Source organism: Acidovorax sp. K2F, from assembly GCF_025246485.1.
GTDB lineage: Bacteria > Pseudomonadota > Gammaproteobacteria > Burkholderiales > Burkholderiaceae_C > Acidovorax > Acidovorax delafieldii.
In genome coordinates this window covers 87,014-108,696 of the sequence record NZ_JAOBSQ010000038.1, presented here as the reverse complement: position 1 = coordinate 108,696, position 21,683 = coordinate 87,014, and the positions used below count along the sequence as shown (strand labels likewise).

Genomic DNA, 21,683 nt, shown 5'->3' with positions numbered 1-21,683 from the left:
TTCAGCCGCCGGCCAGCAGCTTGTGCACCAGGTCGGCGGCGGTGGAGGCGTTGTACTTGCGCATGAGGCGCGCGCGGTAAATTTCTACCGTGCGGTGGCTGATCTCCAGCGCCCGACCGATCTCCTTGGAGGTCAGGCCTTCCAGCAGGCGGGCGGCTACCTCGCGCTCTCGGCCCGTCAGCTCCGCCTTCACGGCGCGTTGCGAACTCAGATCTTCGAAGCTCCAGATGCCGGACTCATGCGGGGCATCGCGGTTGAGTGCGCGGCCGGACACGTGGCACCAGAACACTTCGCCATTGGCGCGCTTCATGATGCGGTTGTCCGCATAGTGGCCCTTGGCGTTCAGGATGGGCTCCATGTGCGCCCCAAGCCGCTCATATTCGTCGGCGCTGGGATAGAGTATCTGGAACGACTGGCCGATCAGCACTTCGCGCGAGGCGCCGAACATTTCGCAGACATGGCGGTTGCAGTCCACCATAGTGCGGTTGCGCGAGAGCACCAGCCCCACAGGGGCCATGTCGAAAGCCAGTCGGTAATCAACGTCCATAGTGCTAATCTTTACGGAAAACTACTTATTTAAGTACGTAGTATCGTAGCGCATCCCATTCATAAGGAGATCGTGGTGAACAAGTTATTCCCCTCCGCAGCCGAGGCCCTGAAGGGCGTGGTTGCAGATGGCCAACTCATGGCTGTTGGCGGCTTTGGACTGTGTGGCATTCCTGAAGCCTTGATCGACGCGCTGCGCGATTCAGGCGTGAAGAACCTGACCGTGATCTCCAACAATGCGGGCGTGGACGGCTTTGGCCTGGGCAAGCTGCTGGAAACCCGCCAGATCAAGAAAATGATCTCGTCGTATGTGGGCGAGAACAAGGAGTTCGAGCGCCAGTACCTCGCTGGCGAGCTGGAGCTGGAGTTCACCCCCCAGGGTACGCTGGCCGAAAAGCTGCGTGCGGGCGGTGCGGGCATCCCGGCCTTCTTCACCAAGACCGGCGTGGGCACCATCGTGGCCGAGGGCAAGGAACTGCGCGAGTTCGATGGCGAAACCTATGTGATGGAGCGTTCGCTGGTGCCCGATGTGTCGCTGGTCAAGGCCTGGCGTGCCGACAAGTCGGGCAATCTGCAGTTCCGCCTCACGGCGCGCAACTTCAACCCCGCTGCGGCCACGGCCGGCAAGATCACCATCGTGGAGGTGGAAGAGGTGGTGGAAACCGGCGCCATTGCGCCCGACCAGATCCATCTGCCTGGCATCTATGTGCACCGCATCGTGCACAACGCCACGCCCGAGAAGCGCATCGAAAAGCGCACCATCACCGAAAAAGCGGGCGTCTGAGCCGCTGCCGCACAACCGTACAGAACAAGCTGGAGAAGTATCTATGTCGTGGAGTCAAGACCAAATGGCGGCCCGTGCCGCCCATGAACTCGAAGACGGCTTTTATGTGAACCTGGGCATTGGCATCCCCACGCTGGTGGCCAACTTTGTGCCTGCCGACAAAGAGGTGTGGCTGCAGTCCGAAAACGGCATGCTGGGCATCGGCCCGTTTCCCACCGAAGACGAAGTGGATGCCGACCTGATCAACGCCGGCAAGCAGACCGTGACCACCATCAAGGGCTCGTCCATCTTTGGCAGCGACCAGTCGTTTGCCATGATCCGTGGCGGCAAGATCAACCTGTCGATCCTGGGCGCCATGCAGGTCAGCGAAAAGGGCGACCTGGCCAACTGGATGATCCCCGGCAAGATGGTCAAGGGCATGGGTGGCGCGATGGACCTGGTGGCTGGCGTCAAGCGCGTGATCGTGCTCATGGAGCATGTGGCGCGCAAGAAGGATGGCACCGAAGACCTGAAGATCCTGCCCCAGTGCACGCTGCCCCTCACGGGCGTGGGTGTGGTGGATCGCATCATCACCGACCTGGCCGTCATGGACGTGACGCCCCAGGGCCTGAAGGTGGTGGAGCTGGCTCCCGGCGTGAATTTTGAGGCCCTGCAGGCCAAGACCGGCGTCAAGCTGATCCCATAAGCATTTGAGCCACCCCTGCAGTGGAGTGGCATCACAAAAAAGGCTGGGGCCCCTCACAGGGCCCCAGCCTTTTGCATTGGCAATTTTCACAAAGCCCTCATGCAGTCTGCATGGGGCCTCTGGCAATTACATTGCGTTGCCGATTTCGCCCGAAGAGATCTGGCCCGTGCGCAGGGCTTCAGCAGCCTGGGCACGCACAGCAGCACGGTCAGCCGTGGACTTGTAGGTCACCACACGCGAACCAGCGGGTTCGATGGAGCGGGTCTGGGCCACGGTAGCGGCTTCGGCGGCCACTTCAGCGCGGGTGCGGTTGGTTTCGAACTTGGTGGCGAACTGCGAAGCATCGGCTTCATCAGCGTGGGCACCAAAAGCGGCAAAAGCGGCGACAGCAGCAACGGACAGGAAACGGACAGACTTGTTCATGGTGAAACTCCGGAAAATTCTAAAAAGAGGACTTGGGTACTGAGAGATACGGCGCAACCAGGGCGGCAGATTCAGCCACCCCTGGTGAATCAGCCGCGCTCACCCGAAGAAATCTGGCCGGTACGCACTGCCTCAGCAGCCTGTGCACGCACGGCAGCGCGGTCGGCCGTGGACTTGTAAGTCACCACACGCGAACCAGCGGGCTCGATCGAGCGGGTCTGGGCCACGGTAGCAGCTTCGGCAGCCACTTCAGCACGGGTGCGGTTGGTTTCAAACTTGGTGGCGAACTGCGAAGCATCGGCTTCGTCAGCCTGGGCACCAAAAGAAGCGAAAGCGGCGACAGCGGCGATAGACAGGAAACGTGCGGTGTTGTTCATGATGGAAATCCTTGAAGTTAAAGAAGCGGCTCAAAAAACCGGAACAAAGCGCCAAAAACAAAGAGAGCTGCCTGGGACCGGGTTCGGTGAGTCGCCTTGCGGGTTCGGCTCATCGATGGGATGAACTGTACGCCGGTGGGGTGCAGAGAAAAACCACCGGGTCGCGAACTAACTGTTCCAGTATTGTGAACAATCAATGTGGAACTTTTCAGGGTTTACCCAAGCCTGACTGTCCAGGATCACCAAAAAGCAGGCTATCGGCGACATTGTTGAATGGAAACCCTGACGCCTATTTGGGACAATGACATTGGGGTGACAGGGGCTTTGTCATCCCGGCGAGCCCGGGCGGGTCCAGGTCTTGGTCATGGGAATCCGGACGCGTGATCTCTGCCATGCGGCAAAAAACGAGCATGGGTAGCAGCGCCTGCTGCTTGATGTGCATCAAGATTGCATGTCTGTATCGCGTCACGCGAGTCAGTGCCCCGCAAGAGAACCCCCTATAGTGCGAAGTAACGATTTGTGTTGCTTGCATGACCGATATTCTTCTTTCAGCGGATGCCGAGGACGCTGACAGTCCCCATTACTTGCGTGCGCTGACCGACATGGCCGACCGGCGTACGGTGGTCGCAGGTGCTGCCATCTACACCGACAACGGCATCAAGCTGGTGGAGAAGGGCGCGCGCATCGACAGCCGCCTGTACGACCGTCTGGTGCAGCACAAGCTGCGCGAACCCATTGACCGCCATCTGTCCATCGAAAACCCGGTGGACGTGCCATCACTGCTGGCCCTGGGCCAGACGCTGATCGAGCAGGAAACCCTGCCCGCCATGCTGGCCGAGGCCCTGGGGTCCGGCGCCCGGTTGCTGGCTCCCCTGCGGTCCCTGCCGTTGCCTTCTGCCATGGCCTGCAAGCTCACCGTGATGCGTGACCAACGGCCCACGCTGTTCCAGCACAGTCTGGTGATGACCACCGTGGCGGTATTTCTGGCGGTCAAAAGCGGGCTGAGTGAACGCGATTGCAGCACGGTGGCGGCCGCTGCGCTGCTGCATGACCTGGGCGTGCTGCACATGGACCCGGCCTGGGACGACCCGGACCACAAGATGGTGGGGGTAGGGCGCAAGCACCTGGTAGCCCATCCCATCTCGGCCATGCTCATGATCCGCGACACGCAGGCCTATCCACGTGCTGCCGAAGTGGCCGTGCTGGAGCACCATGAGCGCATGGACGGCAGCGGCTATCCGCGCGCCTTGCTGGGGGCGGACATCACACCCATGGGCCGCATCCTGCTACTGGCCGAAGTGGTGGCCGCCTTCTACGAGAAATACGACGACATGCCCGCGCAGCGGCTGTCGCTGGTGCTGCGGCTCAATCACCGCAAGTTTCCTTCGGCACTGGTGGCGTTCATCCTGCCGCTGCTGCAGGAGGAAGTGGCCCGCGAATCGGCCTTGATGCCTCTGGGTAACGATGCGCCCCGCCAGATCGAATTGCTGGCCGAAGCCTTTGCCTATTGGGACCAGCTCAAGGCGGCCTTGCCCCCGGACACGGCGGCCAAGTCTTCTACGGGCACTGCCTTTGCGTTTACCGATTCCCGCCTCATGGCATTGCAAAAAGCCCTGATCGAAGCGGGCTCGCACCCCCGGCACCAGGGCGAGTTGCTGGCGCAATTGCAAGGCGACGCCATTGGCATGGCCGAGGTCGCCCTGGTGGGACGCGAGGCCTTGTGGCAACTGCAAAGCATCCTGAACGCCAGCCACCGCCGCTGGCCCCAGCTCTCGGACCGTGCCACGCCTGCTGATGCGGCGGTGGCGGACTGGTGCGACTGGGCGATGCGTACGCTGTAAGCAGACTTTCGGATCGACCCCGCGAGAGCACGGGGTTTGCCTCTTCCACTGGGTGCTCTGACGCGCGGCGTTTGCTGGGCATCGCAACCCGAAAGGAAGGTCTCCTCCGCCACGCCACTCGTCGTCGCGCGCCTGGATTGGCGTGGCGGGAGAGGCCTTCGCAGTGGCAAAAATAGTGTGAACAAGCCCTTGCCTGCGTCGACCTCCTCATACCGACGTCCTTGGTGGGTCTTCGCTTCCAGGTTCACCCATTTGGCAAAATACTGGTTATATTTACAGTATTCGTGTTGCCTCAACTTCTCCCACCACCATGCCTGCGCCACGCCCCTCTTTGCGGGTTGCGTCCGATTTGCCCATCCCCGTGCCTGGGGTGTGGCATGCCGACGCGCTGGGGGCCAGCGCGCAGCGCGTATTGCCTTCGGGCCATGCCGCGCTGGATGCCCAGCTGCCGGGTGGCGGCTGGCCAGTGGGGGCCCTGAGCGAAGTGCTGCAGCCCCTGGCGGGCTTGCACGAATGGCAACTGGTGCTGCCCGCACTGGTGCAGGCCACGGCCCGGCAGAGCGGGGCGGTGGTGCTGGTGGCGCCGCCGTGCGAGCCTTTTGGCCTAGCCTTGCAGTCGCAGGGGTTGCGGGCAGAGCAGGTGTGTGTGGTGCATGCCGACTCGCCCATGGTCGCCTTGTGGGCGGCCGAGCAGGCGCTGCGCTGCCAGGGCGTGCTGGCCGTCATGGCCTGGCTGCCCCAGGCGCAGCCTGCCGCCTTGCGGCGGTTGCAATTGGCGGCGGCCCAGCAGCAGCAATTGTTGTGGGTGTTTCGTCCGGTCGATGCCCCAGGGCCCGCATCACAGGTGTCTCAGGCGTCGCCGGCCCAATTGCGGCTGCAGGTGCAGGGGCTGGCTTTGCCAGGGGATGCCGCAGCAGCCCCCGGCATGCAGGTGCAGATACTCAAGCGCCGGGGGCCTCCGCTGGCGCAGGCGCTCCAACTGCCGGGCTGCCACCCTCAGCTGGCGAAGGTGCTGGTGGCACAGGCCGAGCGGCGCCGCGCTGCGCAAGAGGCTGCCATTGCCCAGGTGGCGGGGCGCCAGGCTGCAGCCGCCCATGTGGCCGGGGCCTTGGCGGGTTCGCTGGCGCGCCATGTGCCCCCAGTCCAGGCCGTATGCGAGCCAGGAGGCCGACCCGGATGCCGGCCAGAAGGGAGCAGGCATGCACTGGATCGCCCTGCCATTGCCCTGGTGCGATGAGGCCGCCGCCTTGGCGGGTACAGGCACGGATAGAAATACCGGAGTGCTGAACGCCGCGGCCGGCTGGTGGGCCTTGCGCTTCACGCCGCGTGTGGCGCTGGCCGATGGCGAGGCGGTGTTGCTGGAGGTGTCCACCACCGAACGCCTGTGGGGCGGGCGCGATGCGCTGCAGGCACTGGTGCTGCAAGCCTGGGCCGATGCGTCGACCCGATGCGAAGGGGAGGGCGTCGCCCCTCCACCCGTCCGCAGCACTGAAGAGCCTGCCCATTCCTTTGGAGCGACCACAGCCCCTGTGTCCCATGCACCGACTGTGTGGGGCACAGGCCCCACCGCCCTGGTTGCCCAGGCCAGGCTGCGCATGGCATTGACAGGGCGCCCCTGCCCACCGCAGGGCAGTGCAGAGAGCCTGCCTTTGCACACGCTGACGGCGCTGCGTCCCCATGTGGCCAGCCTGGAGCGCATGGGGTGCCGCACCTGGGGGGCGCTGCGGGCGCTGCCGCGCGCGGGCGTGGCGCGGCGCCTGGGGGCGGGCGTGCTGCAAGTGCTGGACCAGGCCCTGGGCGATGCCCCCGAGGCCCATGCCTGGCTGCAACTGCCCGAGCAGTTTGTGTTGACCACCGAGCTGCCCGCCTTGGCCGCGTCGGCCGACGCACTGCTGTGGAGCGCCAGCCGCAGCCTGACGGCCCTGCAGGCCTGGCTGCAGGCGCGCCAGCAGGGTGTGCTGGCGCTGGAGCTGGCCTGGCGCCACGATCTGCGGCGCCTGGATGGCGTGGCGCTGCCCCCCACCCAGGCGCTGCAAGTGCGCACCGCCCAGGCCACCCACGACCTGGTGCACCTGCGGCGCCTGCTGGCCGAAAACCTGGCGCGCACCACGCTGGCCGCGCCGGTCAACCAGATCACGCTGCGGCTGCTCGACGCGGCCCCGTTGCCGCACCGCAGTGCCAGCCTGCTGCCCCCGGGGGAGGTGGGCGGGCGTGACCCCACAAGCCATGGCAGCACCGACCCGGCCGGTACCCCCGGCGAGGCCCTGCACCAACTGCTGGAGTGCCTGTCGGCCCGCCTGGGGGCCGACCACGTGGTGGCCCCGGTGCTGCTGGCCGACCATCGGCCCGAACGCATGCAGCAATGGCGACCGGCCGCTGAAGTGCTGGGCATGCCTTCGGCTGTGACGCGCAATGCAGCCACGCGGACACCCACCGGTCCTGTGCCCGCGCGTGCGGACGGTGCTTCGCAAGGCATCGTCCCGGATGCCCCCTTGTTGCCCACCTGGCTGCTGAACCCGCCCCGGCAGCTGGCCGTGCAGGGCAACCGCCCCTGCCACCACGGCCTGTTGCGCTTGCTGGCCGGGCCCCACCGGTTGGAGGCGGGCTGGTGGTCTGCCATGGACGACGCTGTGGACCCAGCACGCCCCTGCGCAGAACTGGCCTTGCGCGATTACTTTGTGGCCCACAACGACGTTGCGGGACTGGTGTGGGTGTTTCGCGAGCGCCTGGCGCCTGCGCTGGACGGCACGCCAGCGGTGGCTCGCCCACACCGCTGGTTCTTGCACGGAATCTTTGGGTGAGCGGGCAGGGTGGTTGTGCATGGGTTTGACGCACCGACATCCTTCACAGGCCACTGCGGTGCCAGGCCCCGCAGCGGGCGCGGGCGAGCTGCCGGGCTATGCCGAGCTGCACTGCCTGTCCAACTTCAGCTTTCAGCGCGGCGCATCGCACCCGCAAGAGCTGGTCACGCGTGCTGCCCAACTCGGCTACCAGGCGCTGGCGCTGACGGACGAATGCTCCGTGGCCGGCGTGGTGCGTGCCTGGGGGGCGGCCAAGGAATGTGGCCTGCACCTCATCGTGGGCAGCGAGTTTTTGTGGGGTGACCTGCGGCTGGTGGCACTGGCGCGCGATGCCGAGGGCTGGGGCAACCTGTGCGAGTTCATCACCGCCGCCCGCGCCGCTGCGCCCAAGGGGCAATACCGCGTGGGTGCGGACAGCCCCTGGCACTTGCTGCAGGGGTGCGAGCTGCTGCTGGCACCATGCCGTCAGCGCTTTGATGCTTCTGATTTTGTAGCAATCAGCGCATTTATCACTAGCGCTACCGGCCAGTTAGGCTCTCAAAAGGCTTCGCATGTGTGGCTGGCGGTCGAATTGCACCAGGCCGCCGACGACAGCCTGTGGCTGGCCACGCTGCAGCGCGTGGGCGCTGCACTGCAGCTGCCGCTGGTGGCGGCGGGCGACGTGCACATGCACGCCCGCTCGCGCAAGCCGCTGCAGGATGTGATCACCGCCGTGAAGCGCGGCTGCACCGTGGCCGCGTGCGGCTTTGCGCTGCAGCCCAACGCCGAGCGCCACCTGCGCCAGCGCGTGCGGCTGGCGGGCATCTACCCGCCCGAATTGCTGGCGGCCACGCTCACCGTGGCCGGGCGCTGCACTTTCAGCCTGAGTGAGATCCAGTACCGGTACCCGCTGGAGACCGTGCCCGAGGGCATGACACCTGCCCAGGCACTGGCCTGGCTGGTAGAGCTGGGGGTGCGAAGCCATTACCCGCTGGGCGCGCCCGAGGGCGTGCAGGCGCAGATCCGCAAAGAGCTCGACCTGATCGCGCACTGCGGGTATGAGATGTATTTCCTGACCGTGCACGACATCGTGCGGTTTGCGCGCAGCGTGGGCATCCTGTGCCAGGGCCGGGGCTCGGCGGCGAACTCGGTGGTCTGCTACGTGCTGGGTATCACGGCGGTGGCCCCCGAGCAGTCCCACCTGCTGTTCGAGCGCTTCATCAGCAAGGAGCGCAGCGAGCCTCCTGACATTGATGTGGACTTCGAACACGACCGGCGCGAAGAGGTCATCCAGTACATCTACGACAAATACGGCCGCGACCGCGCCGCCATCGCCGCCGTGGTCACCTGCTACCGCACACGCAGTGCCCTGCGCGACGTGGGCAAGGCCCTGGGCGTGGCGCCCGCCCTGGTCGATGCGTTTGCCAAAGACCACCACTGGTTTGACGAAACCTTTGCCACCGACCGCCTGCAGGAGCTGGCCCAGGCGGTGGGCGTGTCGCTGCACCGGCACATCGCCCGGCTGTGGCTGGAGCTGGCTGCCGACCTGAAGGACTTTCCGCGCCACCTGAGCCAGCATGTGGGCGGCTTTGTGCTGACCCAGGGCAAGCTCACGCGGCTGGTGCCGGTGGAGCCCGCCAGCATGAAGGACCGCTCCGTCATCCAGTGGGACAAGGACGACCTGGATGACATGGGCCTGCTCAAGGTCGATGTGCTGGCCCTGGGCATGCTCAGCGCGCTGCGCCGCTGCCTCAACCTGCGCGCAGCCCTGCGCGGCGAGCACTGGGGTCTCAAGGAAATCCCGCGCGAAGACCCCGCCACCTACGACATGATCTGCGCCGCCGACACCGTGGGCGTGTTCCAGATCGAAAGCCGCGCCCAGATGAGCATGCTGCCCCGCCTGCAGCCGCGCGAGTTTTACGACCTGGTGGTCGAGGTCGCCATCGTGCGCCCCGGCCCCATCCAGGGGGGCATGGTGCACCCGTATCTGCAGGCGCGCGAGCGCCGGCGCAAGGGCGAGCCTCTGCAACTCGAAAAGCCGGAGCTGGAGGATGCCCTGGCGCGCACGCTGGGCGTGCCCATCTTCCAGGAGCAGGTGATGCAGATCGCCATGATCGCGGCGGGCTTCACCCCCGGCATGGCCGACGACCTGCGCCGCTCCATGGCCGCCTGGAAGCGCAAGGGGGGCGTGCATCGCTTTGAAGAGTCCCTCAAACAGGGCATGAAAGACCGGGGCTATCCCGCCGAATTTGCCGACCGCATCTTTCAGCAGATGCTGGGCTTTGGCGAATACGGCTTTCCTGAAAGCCACGCCCACAGCTTTGCGCTGCTGGCCTATGCCAGCAGCTGGCTCAAGTGCCACGAGCCCGCATGCTTTTTGGCGGCGCTGCTCAACTCGTTGCCCATGGGCTTTTACAGCGCCTCGCAACTGGTGCAGGACGCCCGCCGCCACGGCGTGCGCGTGCTGCCCATCGACGTGACCGTGAGCGACATCGACTGCACGCTGGAGGGCAACCCCGAGCCCCTGCGCCCCGCACGCGGCCTGGGCGCACCGCCGCTGCCCCAGCCCGCCGTGCGCCTGGGCCTTCGGATGGTCAGCAGCCTGCACACAGACGCCGCCAAACGCCTGCTACAAGCACGCGCCACAGGTCCCGCCTTTGCCAGCACCGAAGACCTGGCCCTGCGTGCCCAACTGAGCCAGCAAGACCTGCAAGCCCTGGCCGCCGCCGACGCCCTGGCCAGCCTGTCGGGCCACCGGCGCCAGCAGATGTGGGACGCCGCCGCCCAGCACAGCGCGCCGCCCCTGTGGCGCGACGTGCCCGTGCACGAGGCCCCGCTGCAACTGCCCGAGGCGCCCGAGGGCGAAGAAATCCTGTTCGACTATGCCGCCACCGGCCTCACGTTGCGCCGCCACCCCCTGGCCCTGCTGCGCCCCCGCCTGGCCCGCTGGCGCCTGCAAACCGCCCTGCAACTGCACAGCGCCGCCCACGGCCGCAAGGTGCGCGCCTGCGGCATCGTCACCGTGCGCCAGCGCCCTGGCACCGCCAAGGGCACCATGTTCGTCACGCTGGAGGACGAAACCGGCCCCGTCAACGTCATCGTCTGGCCCGCCCTGGTCGATGTGTGGCGCAATGCGCTGCTGCGGTCACAGCTGCTGGCGGTGGAAGGGGTGTGGCAATGCAGCGCCGGCCCACCCGGCAGCACGGCGGTGGTGCGCCACCTGGTGGCCCAGCGCTTCAAGGACCTGACGCCCCTACTGGGCCGCATGGGGCAGGCGCTGCAGGGAAGCCGGGATTTCCACTGAAGGAGAGTTTCCGAGGCTCGTAGCGGGGATGGCAGTCAGGCTAAACAGCGGCCCATGGGGCTTGCGCGCCGCCAGTCCCCCAGCGCCTGGCACTCTAGATAGAGCGCTTGGCTGCTTGCTGTATGCAGCCGTTTAAGACGGGGCTCCAAAAGAAAGCCCGCACGAGGCGAGCCAAGAGTGAGGGTGTCGGCAAAGGGCAAAGCCGACGGCCGATAGTAGCGGTCTTGGCGTGCCAAGCCCACCCGACGATGGTCGTATTGCGCAGGTTGCAATCCTATTGAAGGCGAGGCGCAGCGAACGATAGCCCAGGCATGCGTGCCAAAGCTCCGCGGCCACCAGGCAATTTGAAGAACGCGACCGCACTGACAAGTTCTGCAGCCTGATTGTTCAAGCTGCTGGCCGCGGCTGCCATCTCTTCCACCAACGCGGCATTCTGTTGGGTGACCTGGTCCATTTGGGTCACAGCTTCGCCCACCTGCGCCACGCCCTGGCTTTGCTCTTGGCTGGCGGCGCTGATCTCACCCATGAGGTCCGTCACCCGCTTGATGGAGCTCACCACTGCCGTCATCGTCGTGCCTGCTTGGTCCACCAGGGTTGTGCCCTGACTCACTCTCGAAACGCTGTCATCGATCAGCGTTTTGATCTCTTTGGCCGCTTCTGCGCTGCGCTGTGCCAAGTTGCGCACCTCGGTGGCCACCACGGCAAAACTGCGGCCCTGTTCGCCGGCCCGTGCTGCTTCCACCGCTGCGTTCAGTGCCAGGATGTTGGTCTGGAACGCAATGCCATCGATGACGCTGATGATGTCCGCAATTCTCTTGCTGCTGTCGTTGATGCCCTTCATGGTTTCGACGACCTGACCGACCACCTCGCCCCCTTGTATTGCGACCGTAGAGGCGCTCATTGCCAGCTGGTTGGCCTGGCGTGCGTTGTCTGCGTTTTGCCGGACGGTGGAGTTCAGCTCTTCCATGGACGCCGCCGTTTCTTCCAGCGCGCTGGCCTGTTGCTCTGTGCGGGCGCTCAGATCGTGGTTGCCCTGGGCAATTTCTGAGGAGGCCGTAGACACGTTCTCAGAGTTTTGCCGAACCATGCTCACGGTGTTCACCAGGCTTTGCTGCATGCGCTCCAGCGCTGCCATGAGCTGTCCCGTTTCATCCGTACTGGTGACCTGGATGGTGGTGCTCAGGTCACCACCAGCCACATGCTCTGCCAGTTGCACAGCTTGGGCCAACGGGCGGGTGATGGAGCGCACCAGCAAGAGGGCTGTCACCACGGCCAGCACTATCGCAAGGGTCGAGATCAGCAGCAGCGTTGCGCGTGCATTGGCATAGGTTGCCTCCGACTCTGCCCGGGATGCCTCCGAGCCGTCGCTATTGATCTTTACCAGCTGGTCCAGCGTCTCCATGGTCAGATCAAACAGCTTCTTGGACTCACCCTCCACGAGACTCCGTGCCTGATCGTTTTCGTTCTTGCGCGAGAGTGCAAGCACGCGGTCATCCACCTCACGGTACTGCTTCCATTGCTGCACGAGCTGGTCATATGCCTTGCGTTCGTTGTCCCCGCTGATGAGCTTCTCGTAGGCCTTCAATGACTGATCCAGTTTCTGCCGGTCGGTCACTACTTTCTTGTCAATCGCCTCCATCGCCGCCGCGTCGGTATTCATGACATGACCCAATACGGTCATGCGTGCCACCAACAGCTGCGAGTCCATCTCATTGGCTGCCCGCACACTGGGGAGCCAGTTGTCCGCAATTTCCACGGTGGCTGACCGCATGGTGGAGAGCTGGAGGGCAGCCAGCCCTGCAAGCCCCATCAGCAGCAATATCAGGGTGGCAAATGCACCGTACAGGCGGGTCGAGATTTTCAGATTTTTCATGTCGGCATCTTTCTGGATGGTCTTGTCTCGACGGGATTCCTTGAATCCTCTCTAACCCGGGCAGTCATGGCGGGGGCGTTGGGCTTGACCTTCAACGGCCTGTTTTCACCTGCCGCTAAGGTTGCCGCCTGTCGATTTAATCAAATATATCATATTAATCATTTGACAGTAAAGGCCAAGATCATTTTTCGGTGTCTGTCCGGCATTCGGACCGACCCTTCAGGTGTGCTCCGCGAGTCGGAATCGAGCGTCTTCTGTTCCCGGGCCCGCGTTCTTGGCGGCATGGAGCGGCTGGATTAACTTGGTCTTAAGGAATTTGTCTGTCACCCACGCAGCCGTGCGCCCGCGGGGCCCCTATGATGGCCGGGGTGTGTCGCATTCACCCGCCACCATGGCGCAGCAGGAGGAACCACACATGGGCATGGAGTTTCAGCACGCGCGCAGAAGTGCGCTCATTTGCGCGGCGTCCGCCGTCCTGACCGCCTGTGGAGGCGGAGGGGCCGGCGACGGTGCAGGGCCCTCCGCATCAGGCCAGGTGATCAACTCCACCATCAAGTCGGTTGCCAATGGCAACACGTACGCCATTCAGGTTTTCTTGCCAGAGTCGTACGCCAACAGCACGACCGTTTTGCCTGTGATCTACGCGACCGAAGGGGACGCTCCGTACGGGGACGCCAATCGCTCGCGCTTTGACACGTTCAATGAGGTCATGCAGCGCCGGGGTACCCAGGCTGTTTTGGTTGGCATTGGGGGAACGGCCTGGAGGGGCACTGACTTTCTCATGCCCGGCGCAACGAAGTACCTCGACTTTCTGGTGAAAGAGCTGGCGCCAACCATTGAGAGCCAGTACCGGATTGATCGCAAACGAAGGGCGTTGTCGGGCTTATCCCATGGTGGCTACTTCGTTCTGGCCGCGCTGATACTGGAGGCGCGTGCAGGTGTGCCCCCCAGTTTTTCATACTACCTGTCGACAGAGTGCAGCGTGGGGGAGCACACCAGCCCGGCGGGGGTCTTAGCGTTTGAAAAGCAGATTGATGGAGAGGCTGTGCCAGCGACCTTGTTCCTTGCGGGTGCGAGTGGCGGCAACCACCCACTGATCGGTATCCCTGTTTTCAATCAGATCGCCTCTCAGAACCTACCGGGCCTGGTATCGCTCAAGGCCGAGTACAACACTTCGCATGTGGGTGCGGATGTGCCTGCATTTGAAGATGCGTTGAAGCGGTTCTTTTCCTAGGCGGGCGTTGTGCTGCGGCGCCTGCACCTGCGCCAGCGTCCGGCGCAAGAACCAATGCACTTTTCTCGGTCATTGCCACGTGCAGACATCGGGTCATCCCTTCATGACTCCAGCTTCACCAGGCGATGCAGCGGTGCCCCTTTGGCTCCCGCAACCACCGCCTCTATCAATGCCCGCGCGGGCACTGACAGCGCTCGGTCCCTCTGCTGCATCACAAACACCTCGCGCTGCACGGTAGGGCGCAGGGGCGAAAAGCGCAAATCGGCAGCATCCCTGTGCGATGCGCCCAGTGCGGACATCACCGCAATGCCCACGCCAGCCCGTGCCATGGCCAATTGCAGGGCGAGGCTGGAGACTTCCACCCCATGGTCCATGTGTGCCACCAGGTCAGAGCCTTGCGCGCGCAGCACGCTGACGATGCTGGTGTCGCTGCCTTCCTTCAGCAGAGGCAGGTCGCCCAGTGTTTCGGTACGGACCCAGGCCTTGAGCTGGTGCAGCTGTGGGTTGAACAGAAGACCCAGCGGTGCGCTCAGCAGCTTGGTGCAGCGCAGGGCCTCGGTGCGGCCAACGGGTGAGCCGATGCCGAAGTCCACTTCGCCTTGTGCCACGCGGCGGGTGATGCCCTGGCTGTTGTCGTTGACCACGCGCACCCGCACGCCAGGGTGTGTTTTTACGAAGGACTGGAGGATGTCGGGCAGCACGGTGCAACCAAAGGCCTCGCCCACTGCCAGGCTGACCGAGCCGCTTTGGCCCGTGGCTTCACCCTGGATCAGGGCGGCGGCCTCCGTCAGGTCGTGCAGCAACCGTTGGGCGACGGGCAGGAATCGCTCACCCTCTGGCGTCAAGGCCAGTTGGCGGGTGGTGCGCAGGAATAGCGCGACCCCCAGCTGGCTCTCAAACTCTTGCAGCGCGCGGGTGAGCGCGGGCTGGCTGATGTGCAGGGCCTCGCTGGCGCGCGAGATGTTGCCCACGGCGGCGGTGGTCACAAACATGCGCAGCTGGCGTTGGGTGAGATTCATAATGATTGGCTATGAATTGCATCAATTGATGCATTGGATAGGAATTGTGCCGCTTTCTACAGTGCAACCCCAAAGGAGTTGCACCATGAAAAAAATCTCGATCCTGTCTCTGGCCATCCTGTTGTCTCTGGGCCTCAATGCTGCCCAAGCCCAAACACCAGTAGGGGAGGTCAAGGGCACAGCGACGGTCCACACCGAGGCGTCTGCTAAAGGCGTGATGGCAGGGGCGCAGCTGGTGTTACCCGCCCAGGCCACCGGAGGCGCCGCCTATGTGGGGGCGTTCAAGGATGCGCCCGCCACGGTGCGCAACAAGGTGCCCGTGGTGGTGTTCCTGCATGGCTCGTCGGGCCTGGGGCTCAAGGCCATTGGCGAGTGGCAGCAATGGCTGGGCAGCCTGGGCATTGCCAGCGTGGCGCCCGACTCATTTGCGCTGCCTGACCGCGTGACCTACAAGTCGCCCGCCAGCAAGGAGGCGTACGAAAAAATCCACGCGCTGCGCCGGTCGGAGATCACCCTGGCACTGCAGACCTTGCAGACCCAGCCTTGGGCGGACATGCAGCGTCTGGTGCTCGCAGGCACCAGCGAGGGCGCGACGGCCGTGGCACGCTATGGCGGCGCCGAGTTTGCGGGCCGCATCATCTTTTCGTGGAGTTGTGAGGACAACTACTTTGTGGAGCGGCCTGACACTGCCGTGGTGCCGGGGCAGCAGGTGCTGAATATCATCAGTTCGGCCGACCCCTTCTTCTCACCCACCAACACCTGGCTGGGCAACGCCTCGGCCAGCGGGCATTGCGCCCGGGCCTTCAAAGACCATCCGCAGGCCAGCGTGGTGTTGATCCCCGGCGCGCCCCACACACTGCTGAACCTGCGGGCGGCGCGGCAGCCGGTGCAGGGCTTTCTGGTGGATTTGTTGAAGCTCTGAAAACCATAGGTGCCCCACGGCGGCTGCAGGGCATTCAGGGCGCCTGCAGCTTTTGCAGCAGTTCCAGCGTCGGGTACCCGTCGGCCACCGTGCCCAGGCTGCGTTGGTAGCCGCGCAGGCCTGCGCGGGTGGCGGGGCCCATCACGCCGTCGGGGGTGCCTGCGGCAAAGCCTTTGCGGTTCAGGGCTTCTTGCAGCGTTTGCAACTGTGCACGTGACAGCGGCTCGATGTCGCGGGGCCACGGCGTGGCCACCGGGCCGCCGCCGTCGATCTGGCGCGCGAGCAGGGCCACGCCCAGCGCGTAGTTGACCGAGTTGTTGTAGCGCAGGATGGTGCGAAAGTTGTTGCCCACCAGAAACGCCGGGCCCCGTGCACCCGCAGGGGTAACGATGGAGGCCCCGGCCAGGTCGGGCAACGGCGCCCCGTCGATGGACCGCACCCCTTCGGACTCCCACTGGGCTGTGGTCTGGCGCACGGCGGGGTCGGCGCGGGCGTGGTCGAACGTGGGGGGCAACTGCACTTCGGCTCCCCATGGCTCACCGGACTTCCAGCCCGACCGTGCAAGGAAATGTGCGGTGGAAGCCGTCACATCCGGCACGCTGCCCCAGATGTCGCGGTGCCCGTCGCCGTCGGCATCCACAGCGTAGGCCAGGAACACCGAGGGCAAGAACTGCGTGTGCCCCATGGCCCCGGCCCACGATCCGATCATGCGGTCGGCGGCGATGTCGCCCTGGTCGATGATGCGCAGTGCGGCCAGCAGCTCGGTCTGTGCCCAGGTGCGGCGGCGGCCTTCGTAGGCCAGGGTGGCCAGTGCATCCACCGTGCGGAAGGTGCCAAAGTTGCTGCCGTAGTTGCTCTCCATGCCCCAGATGGCGGTGATGACGCTGGCCGGCACGCCGTAGCGGGCGGCTGCGGCCTGCAGGGCGGTGCTGTGCGCCGCCAGCTGGGCCTGGCCCTGGGCGATGCGCTGGGGGGAGACGGCGCTGTCGAGGTACGCCCATGGGGTGCGGGTGAACTCGGGCTGGGCGCGGTCCAGCTCGACCACGCGGGGCAGCCACTGCGTCTTGCCCAGCACGTCGCGCACAGTGGCGGTGCGAATGCCCGCCTCCAGCGCCTGGGCCGAAAAGCTGCTCAGCCATTGGGCAAAGCCGGCCGTGTGGTCGGCATCGGGGCTGGCCTGTGGCGGTGTGGCGGGTGAAGCTGTGGGCGGTGTGGCCGCAGCCACAGGTTTTGCTGCGGGTGTGGGGGTGGGGCTGGGGGCTGACGCGCAGCCCGCGAGGGCGAGGGCGAGGGCAGCTGCCAGGGCCATTCCGGCAACGCCTGTGGGGGCGTGGGCACGGGAGGCCGCGACCGGCAGGGCGGGGGCGCGCCCCAGGGAGCAAGGGGAAGCAATGGAACTGGGCATGCGCCATTGTCCCGCGTGCCAGCCCGCGTACAGGGGGCGAATGTGCATCAGTCCGTATGGTGAATATGATTACTATGTTTTTGATAGCTGCTTGCGCATGTTCTACTAGCGCTTGCGGCCAAAAACACTGAAAAATGCGGTTACAGTGGCGGCTTGATCGCCTTGCGCCCCGCCCGCCGTGCGCGAGCCTCCGCCTGCAGCCCCCTGTTAGCCTACCGACCATGGCGCCCCACACCTTTCTCTGGCACGACTACGAAACCTTTGGCGCCAACACGCGCCGCGACCGGCCTGCGCAGTTCGCGGCCATCCGCACCGATGCCGAGCTGAACGAAATCGGCGAGCCGCTGATGCTGTACTGCCAGCCCGCCAACGACTATCTGCCCGACCCGGTGTCGTGCCTCATCACCGGCATCACGCCCCAGCAGTGCCTGGAGCAGGGCGTGCCAGAGCACCAGTTTGCCGCGCGCATCGAGTCCGAGTTTGCGCAGCCCGGCACGATTGGCGTGGGCTACAACACCATCCGGTTTGACGACGAGATCACGCGCTTCATGTTCTGGCGCAACCTCATCGACCCCTATGCGCGCGAGTGGCAAAACCAGTGCGGCCGCTGGGACCTGCTGGACGTGGTGCGCATGACCTATGCGCTGCGGCCCGACGGCATCACCTGGCCCAAGAAGGAAGACGGCGTGACGCCCAGCTTCAAGCTGGAGCACCTGTCCAAGGCCAACGGCCTGCAGCACGATGCCGCGCACGATGCACTGTCGGACGTGCGCGCCACCATTGCGCTGGCACGGCTGATCCGCCAGCACAACACCAAGCTGTTTGACTTTGCCCTCAGCCTGCACAAGAAGGACCGCGTGGCCGCCGAACTGCGGCTGCCCGCCACCACGGCCACGGCGCGGGCTTTTTTGCATGTGTCGGGCATGTTCCCCACCGAGCGCGGCTGCCTGGCTGTGATGTGGCCGCTGGCCAGCCACCCCACCAACAAGAACGAGCTGATCGCCTGGGACCTGGCCCACGACCCACGCGAGCTGGCCACGCTGAATGTGGAGGACATCCGCCTGCGCATGTTCAGCAAGGCCGACGCGCTGCCCGAGGGCGTCACGCGCCTGCCCATCAAGACCATCCACCTGAACAAGTCGCCCATGGTGGTGGGCAATGTGAACACGCTCACGCCCGCGCTGGCGCAGCGCTGGGGCATCGACCTGGCCCAGGCCGCACAGCACGCCGAGGTGGCGCGCGCGCTGCCCGACATGAGCGGCATCTGGCCGGCGGTGTTTGCCCGCCCGCAAGAGCCGGCACCGGATGTGGACCAGGACCTGTACGGCGGTTTCGTGGGCAACAACGACCGGCGCCTGTTGAACGATCTGCGCACCCTGAGCGGCGACCGACTGGCCAAGGCGCGTGCGAACTTTGATGACCCGCGGCTGGCCGAGCTGCTGTGGCGCTACCGGGCGCGCAACTTTCCGCAGACGCTGTCGCCCGAGGAGCAGGAGCGCTGGGAGGCGCACCGCGCCGCCTGCCTGTTCGACGGGCAGGGCGGGGCGCGCACGGTGGAGCAACTATTCTCCGAAATCGACGAACTCTCGGAGACCGCCGACGACGAGCGGACGCAAGACATTCTGGGTGCCTTGTACGATTACGCTGAACACATCGCACCTGAACGGTAGCCATCGAGAGAAGCCCCCCTGAGGCGCTGCGCGCCTTCCCCCGGAGGGGGACGCTCCCGGTGGCTTGGCAGAGCCAGTTCCACGGGTGCGCTGGCGTCAAGGGCGCGCCGGTATTTATCGTTTTGCCTTGCACGTAGACCAGTTGAAACAGAGCAGCCGCAGATTTTTATGACGACACCGCAGAACCACAGTTTCACCACCCAGATCGTGCACGCCGACCGCCTGGGCGGCGCCGAGCACGGGGCCATCCACAAGCCCATTCACACCTCGGTGCAGTACGGCTACGAGAAGGTCGAGGACCTGATCGCCGTCTTCCAGGGCACCGCCAAGGGCGGCTTCAACTACGCGCGCCAGGGCACGCCCACCACGGCGGCGCTGGAGGCCAAGATCACGCAGATGGAGCGCGGGCACGGCTCCATCGTGTTCTCCACCGGCATGGCGGGCATCTGCGCGGTGTTCCTCACCCTGCTCAAGGCGGGCGACCATCTGGTGGCCAGCCAGTTCGTGTTTGGCAACACCAACAGCGTGTTCGGCACGTTGGCCGACCTGGGTATTGAAGTGACCACCGTGGACGTGACCGACGCGGCCAACGTGGCTGCCGCGCTGCGCCCCAACACCCGCATGGTGTTTGTCGAAACCATTGCCAACCCCGGCACGCAGATCCCCGACCTGGAAGGCATCGGCGCACTGTGCAAGGCGCATGGCGCGCTCTACGTGGTGGACAACACGGTGGCATCGCCCTACCTGTTCCGCGCGGCCACGGTGGGCGCGGGGCTGGTGGTCAACTCGCTCACCAAGAGCATTGGCGGGCAGGGCGACGCGCTGGGCGGCGCCATCACCGACACGGGCCTGTACGACTGGTCGGGCTACCCCAACATCTTTGCGGCCTACCGCAAGGGCGATGCGAAGGGCTGGGGCCTGCAGCAGCTGCGCAAAAAAGGCCTGCGCGACATGGGCGGCACGCTGTCGTCCCACGCTGCCCACCAGCTGGCGCTGGGCGCGGAGACTTTGTCGCTGCGCATGGACCGCACCAGTGCCACCGCACTGGCGCTGGCGCAGCGGCTGGAGGCGCACCCGGCCGTCTCGCGCGTGCTGTACCCCATGCTGCCCTCGCACCCGCAGCACGCGTTTGCGCGCAAGCACCTCAAGGCGGGCTCGTGGCTGCTGTCGTTCGAGCTGCGCAACCCCGACCAGTGCCTGGCCGTGTGCAACCGCCTGCAGTTGCCCATCAAGGCCACGGGGCTGGCTGACACGCGCACGCTGATCATCCCGGTGGCGCACACCATCTTCTGGGAGGCCGGCCCCGCCGTGCGCGCCACCATGGGCATTGCCGACAGCATGATCCGCCTGTCGGTGGGCCTGGAAGAGGCGGAAGACCTGCTGGCCGACTTTGAGCAGGCGCTGGCCGGAGCCTGACCCCACCTGAACTGCCCACCCTGACCGGGAGCCCCGCCATGGCCACTGCCACCTCTGCACCGCCCGCTAACATCGGCAAGTACCGCATCGAGCGTGAACTGGGGCGGGGCGCCAGTGGCATCGTGTACCTGGGGCTCGATGGCTTCCGGGGCCGCAAGGTGGCCATCAAGCAGACCCACGCGCACCTGCTGAAGGTGCCCGAGCAAGCCGAGCGCTACCGCAAGCTGCTGCGCAACGAGGCCGCGCTGTCGGGCCGCCTGCGCCACCCCAACATCGTGCGCCTGCTGGATGCGGACGAAGAAGCGCTGCCGCCCTATCTGGTGCTCGAATACGTGGACGGCCAGCCGCTGTCCGACTTCGCAACGCCCGACACCTTGCTGCCCGTGCCCCAGGTGCTGGACATTGCCTTCAAGTGCTGCAACGCGCTCGAATACGCCTACCGCGAGGGCCTGGTGCACCGCGACATCAAGCCCGCCAACCTGATGCTGGCGCGCGGCGGCGATGTGAAGCTGACCGACTTTGGCGCCGCCCTGTCGCTGCGCAGCGATGCCACGCAGCTGTCCGGCCTGGTGGGGTCGCCGTCGTACATGTCGCCCGAACAGGTGCGCGAGCAGGACCTCACCCACCACAGCGACATGTTTTCGCTGGCCGTGGTGGTGTACGAGCTGCTCACCGGCCGCCGCCCGTTTGATGGCGACACCGACTTCGCCACGCTCTACAAGATCAGCAACGAGACGCCCACCCGGCCCAGCCTGCTGCGGGCGTCGTTGCCTGCGCATGTGGACGAGGTGTTGCTGCGTGCGCTGGCCAAGCAGCCCGTCGACCGCTTTGCCACCTGGGCCGACTTTGCCCAAGCACTGCTGGCCGCGCACCGGGGCCTGCCCCGCCAGAAGTCGCAAGACACCGAGGCCGAGCGCTTTGCACGCCTGCGTGCGCTGCCGTTTTTTGCCGACTTTCACGACGTGGCGCTGTGGGAGCTGATGCGCCTGGGCAGCTGGCGCCGGCTGGAGCAGGGCACGGTGCTGATGCGCGAGAACACGCCCGGCGACTCGTTCTGCATCCTCATCGAAGGCCAGGTGGCCGTCAGCCGCCAGGGCTGGAACCTCAGCACCCTGGGCCCCGGCGTGACCTTGGGCGAGATGACCTACCTGCGCCCCGACAACCGCATCCGCACCGCCACCGCCGTGGCCGAGACCGAGGTGCTGGTGCTCAAGGTGCGCAACCCTGCGCTGCGCGAGGCGTCGGAGGATTTGCAGTCGCGCTTTGACAAGGCCTTCATCAAGCTGCTGGTCGGGCGGCTGATTGCCACCAACGAGCAGCTGGCTGAGTGGGAACTGGTGGCTGCGCCAGGGCCCGCTGGCGGTTGATACCCTGATTGCTACTTAATTGATAGCTGCCAGGGCA

17 protein-coding genes are annotated in these 21,683 nt (G+C 65.5%); 11 read left to right on the top strand and 6 right to left on the bottom strand.

What is annotated here, in order from left to right:
• Position 1 precedes the first annotated feature (1 nt).
• Positions 2-547: a PAS and helix-turn-helix domain-containing protein gene (locus N4G42_RS14825; RefSeq protein ID WP_056067748.1), complete on the bottom strand. Its 546-nt coding sequence runs from the start codon at positions 545-547 to the stop codon at positions 2-4.
• Positions 548-622: 75 nt separating this feature from the next.
• Here N4G42_RS14825 and N4G42_RS14820 point away from each other — a divergent pair, with 75 nt between their 5' ends.
• Positions 623-1,330 carry a CoA transferase subunit A gene (locus N4G42_RS14820; RefSeq protein ID WP_056067750.1) on the top strand — a complete coding sequence of 236 codons (708 nt, stop codon included), beginning with the start codon at positions 623-625 and terminating at the stop codon, positions 1,328-1,330.
• 43 nt (positions 1,331-1,373) lie between these two features.
• Entirely contained in the window at positions 1,374-2,015 is a 642-nt protein-coding gene (locus N4G42_RS14815; protein ID WP_056067753.1) for a CoA transferase subunit B, read from the top strand.
• Between the two features lie 126 nt (positions 2,016-2,141).
• Here the strand turns inward: N4G42_RS14815 and N4G42_RS14810 are convergent, their stop codons facing one another.
• Together N4G42_RS14810 and N4G42_RS14805 are read right to left on the bottom strand one after the other, a co-directional pair.
• Entirely contained in the window at positions 2,142-2,438 is a 297-nt protein-coding gene (locus N4G42_RS14810; RefSeq protein ID WP_056062211.1) for a hypothetical protein, read from the bottom strand.
• A gap of 89 nt (positions 2,439-2,527) precedes the next feature.
• Positions 2,528-2,815: a hypothetical protein gene (locus N4G42_RS14805; RefSeq protein WP_056746105.1), complete on the bottom strand. Its 288-nt coding sequence runs from the start codon at positions 2,813-2,815 to the stop codon at positions 2,528-2,530.
• 530 nt (positions 2,816-3,345) lie between these two features.
• On the opposite strand from N4G42_RS14805, the gene N4G42_RS14800 reads away from it, so the two are divergent.
• The 4 genes from N4G42_RS14800 (at position 3,346) to N4G42_RS14785 (ending at position 10,740) form a co-directional block, all read left to right on the top strand.
• Positions 3,346-4,656: an HD-GYP domain-containing protein gene (locus N4G42_RS14800; protein ID WP_260667724.1), complete on the top strand. Its 1,311-nt coding sequence runs from the start codon at positions 3,346-3,348 to the stop codon at positions 4,654-4,656.
• Positions 4,657-4,966: 310 nt separating this feature from the next.
• Positions 4,967-5,893 (top strand): translesion DNA synthesis-associated protein ImuA, encoded by a 927-nt coding sequence (gene imuA / locus N4G42_RS14795; protein ID WP_260667723.1) that lies wholly within the window; start codon positions 4,967-4,969, stop codon positions 5,891-5,893.
• A complete protein-coding gene (locus tag N4G42_RS14790; protein WP_260667722.1) occupies positions 5,856-7,457 on the top strand; it encodes a DNA polymerase Y family protein in 1,602 nt (533 codons plus the stop codon). Before imuA ends, N4G42_RS14790 begins: the two co-directional genes overlap by 38 nt.
• Positions 7,458-7,476: 19 nt before the next feature.
• On the top strand, positions 7,477-10,740 hold the full coding sequence (locus N4G42_RS14785) for an error-prone DNA polymerase (RefSeq protein WP_260667721.1): 3,264 nt from the start codon (positions 7,477-7,479) through the stop codon (positions 10,738-10,740).
• 274 nt (positions 10,741-11,014) lie between these two features.
• Here the strand turns inward: N4G42_RS14785 and N4G42_RS25575 are convergent, their stop codons facing one another.
• Complete coding sequence (locus N4G42_RS25575; RefSeq protein WP_313771915.1) at positions 11,015-12,613, bottom strand: methyl-accepting chemotaxis protein; 1,599 nt, start codon at positions 12,611-12,613, stop codon at positions 11,015-11,017.
• Positions 12,614-13,028: 415 nt separating this feature from the next.
• Between N4G42_RS25575 and N4G42_RS14770 the strand changes: the two genes are divergently transcribed.
• Entirely contained in the window at positions 13,029-13,847 is an 819-nt protein-coding gene (locus N4G42_RS14770) for an alpha/beta hydrolase (protein ID WP_260667720.1), read from the top strand.
• Between the two features lie 101 nt (positions 13,848-13,948).
• Here the strand turns inward: N4G42_RS14770 and N4G42_RS14765 are convergent, their stop codons facing one another.
• A complete protein-coding gene (locus tag N4G42_RS14765; protein ID WP_260667719.1) occupies positions 13,949-14,866 on the bottom strand; it encodes a LysR family transcriptional regulator in 918 nt (305 codons plus the stop codon).
• An 85-nt stretch (positions 14,867-14,951) separates the two neighbouring features.
• On the opposite strand from N4G42_RS14765, the gene N4G42_RS14760 reads away from it, so the two are divergent.
• Positions 14,952-15,788 (top strand): dienelactone hydrolase family protein, encoded by an 837-nt coding sequence (locus tag N4G42_RS14760; RefSeq protein WP_260667718.1) that lies wholly within the window; start codon positions 14,952-14,954, stop codon positions 15,786-15,788.
• 34 nt (positions 15,789-15,822) lie between these two features.
• On the opposite strand, the gene N4G42_RS14755 is transcribed toward N4G42_RS14760, so the two are convergent.
• Positions 15,823-17,097: a lytic murein transglycosylase gene (locus tag N4G42_RS14755; RefSeq protein ID WP_260667792.1), complete on the bottom strand. Its 1,275-nt coding sequence runs from the start codon at positions 17,095-17,097 to the stop codon at positions 15,823-15,825.
• 317 nt (positions 17,098-17,414) lie between these two features.
• Here N4G42_RS14755 and sbcB point away from each other — a divergent pair, with 317 nt between their 5' ends.
• The 3 genes from sbcB (at position 17,415) to N4G42_RS14740 (ending at position 21,646) form a co-directional block, all read left to right on the top strand.
• Entirely contained in the window at positions 17,415-18,863 is a 1,449-nt protein-coding gene (gene sbcB, locus N4G42_RS14750; protein WP_260667717.1) for an exodeoxyribonuclease I, read from the top strand.
• Positions 18,864-19,031: 168 nt separating this feature from the next.
• Positions 19,032-20,279, top strand: a complete 1,248-nt coding sequence (locus N4G42_RS14745; protein ID WP_056746087.1) for a cystathionine gamma-synthase family protein — start codon at positions 19,032-19,034, stop codon at positions 20,277-20,279.
• A 38-nt stretch (positions 20,280-20,317) separates the two neighbouring features.
• Positions 20,318-21,646, top strand: coding sequence for a protein kinase domain-containing protein (locus tag N4G42_RS14740; RefSeq protein WP_121944059.1), 1,329 nt, complete (start codon positions 20,318-20,320; stop codon positions 21,644-21,646).
• Positions 21,647-21,683 lie beyond the last annotated feature (37 nt).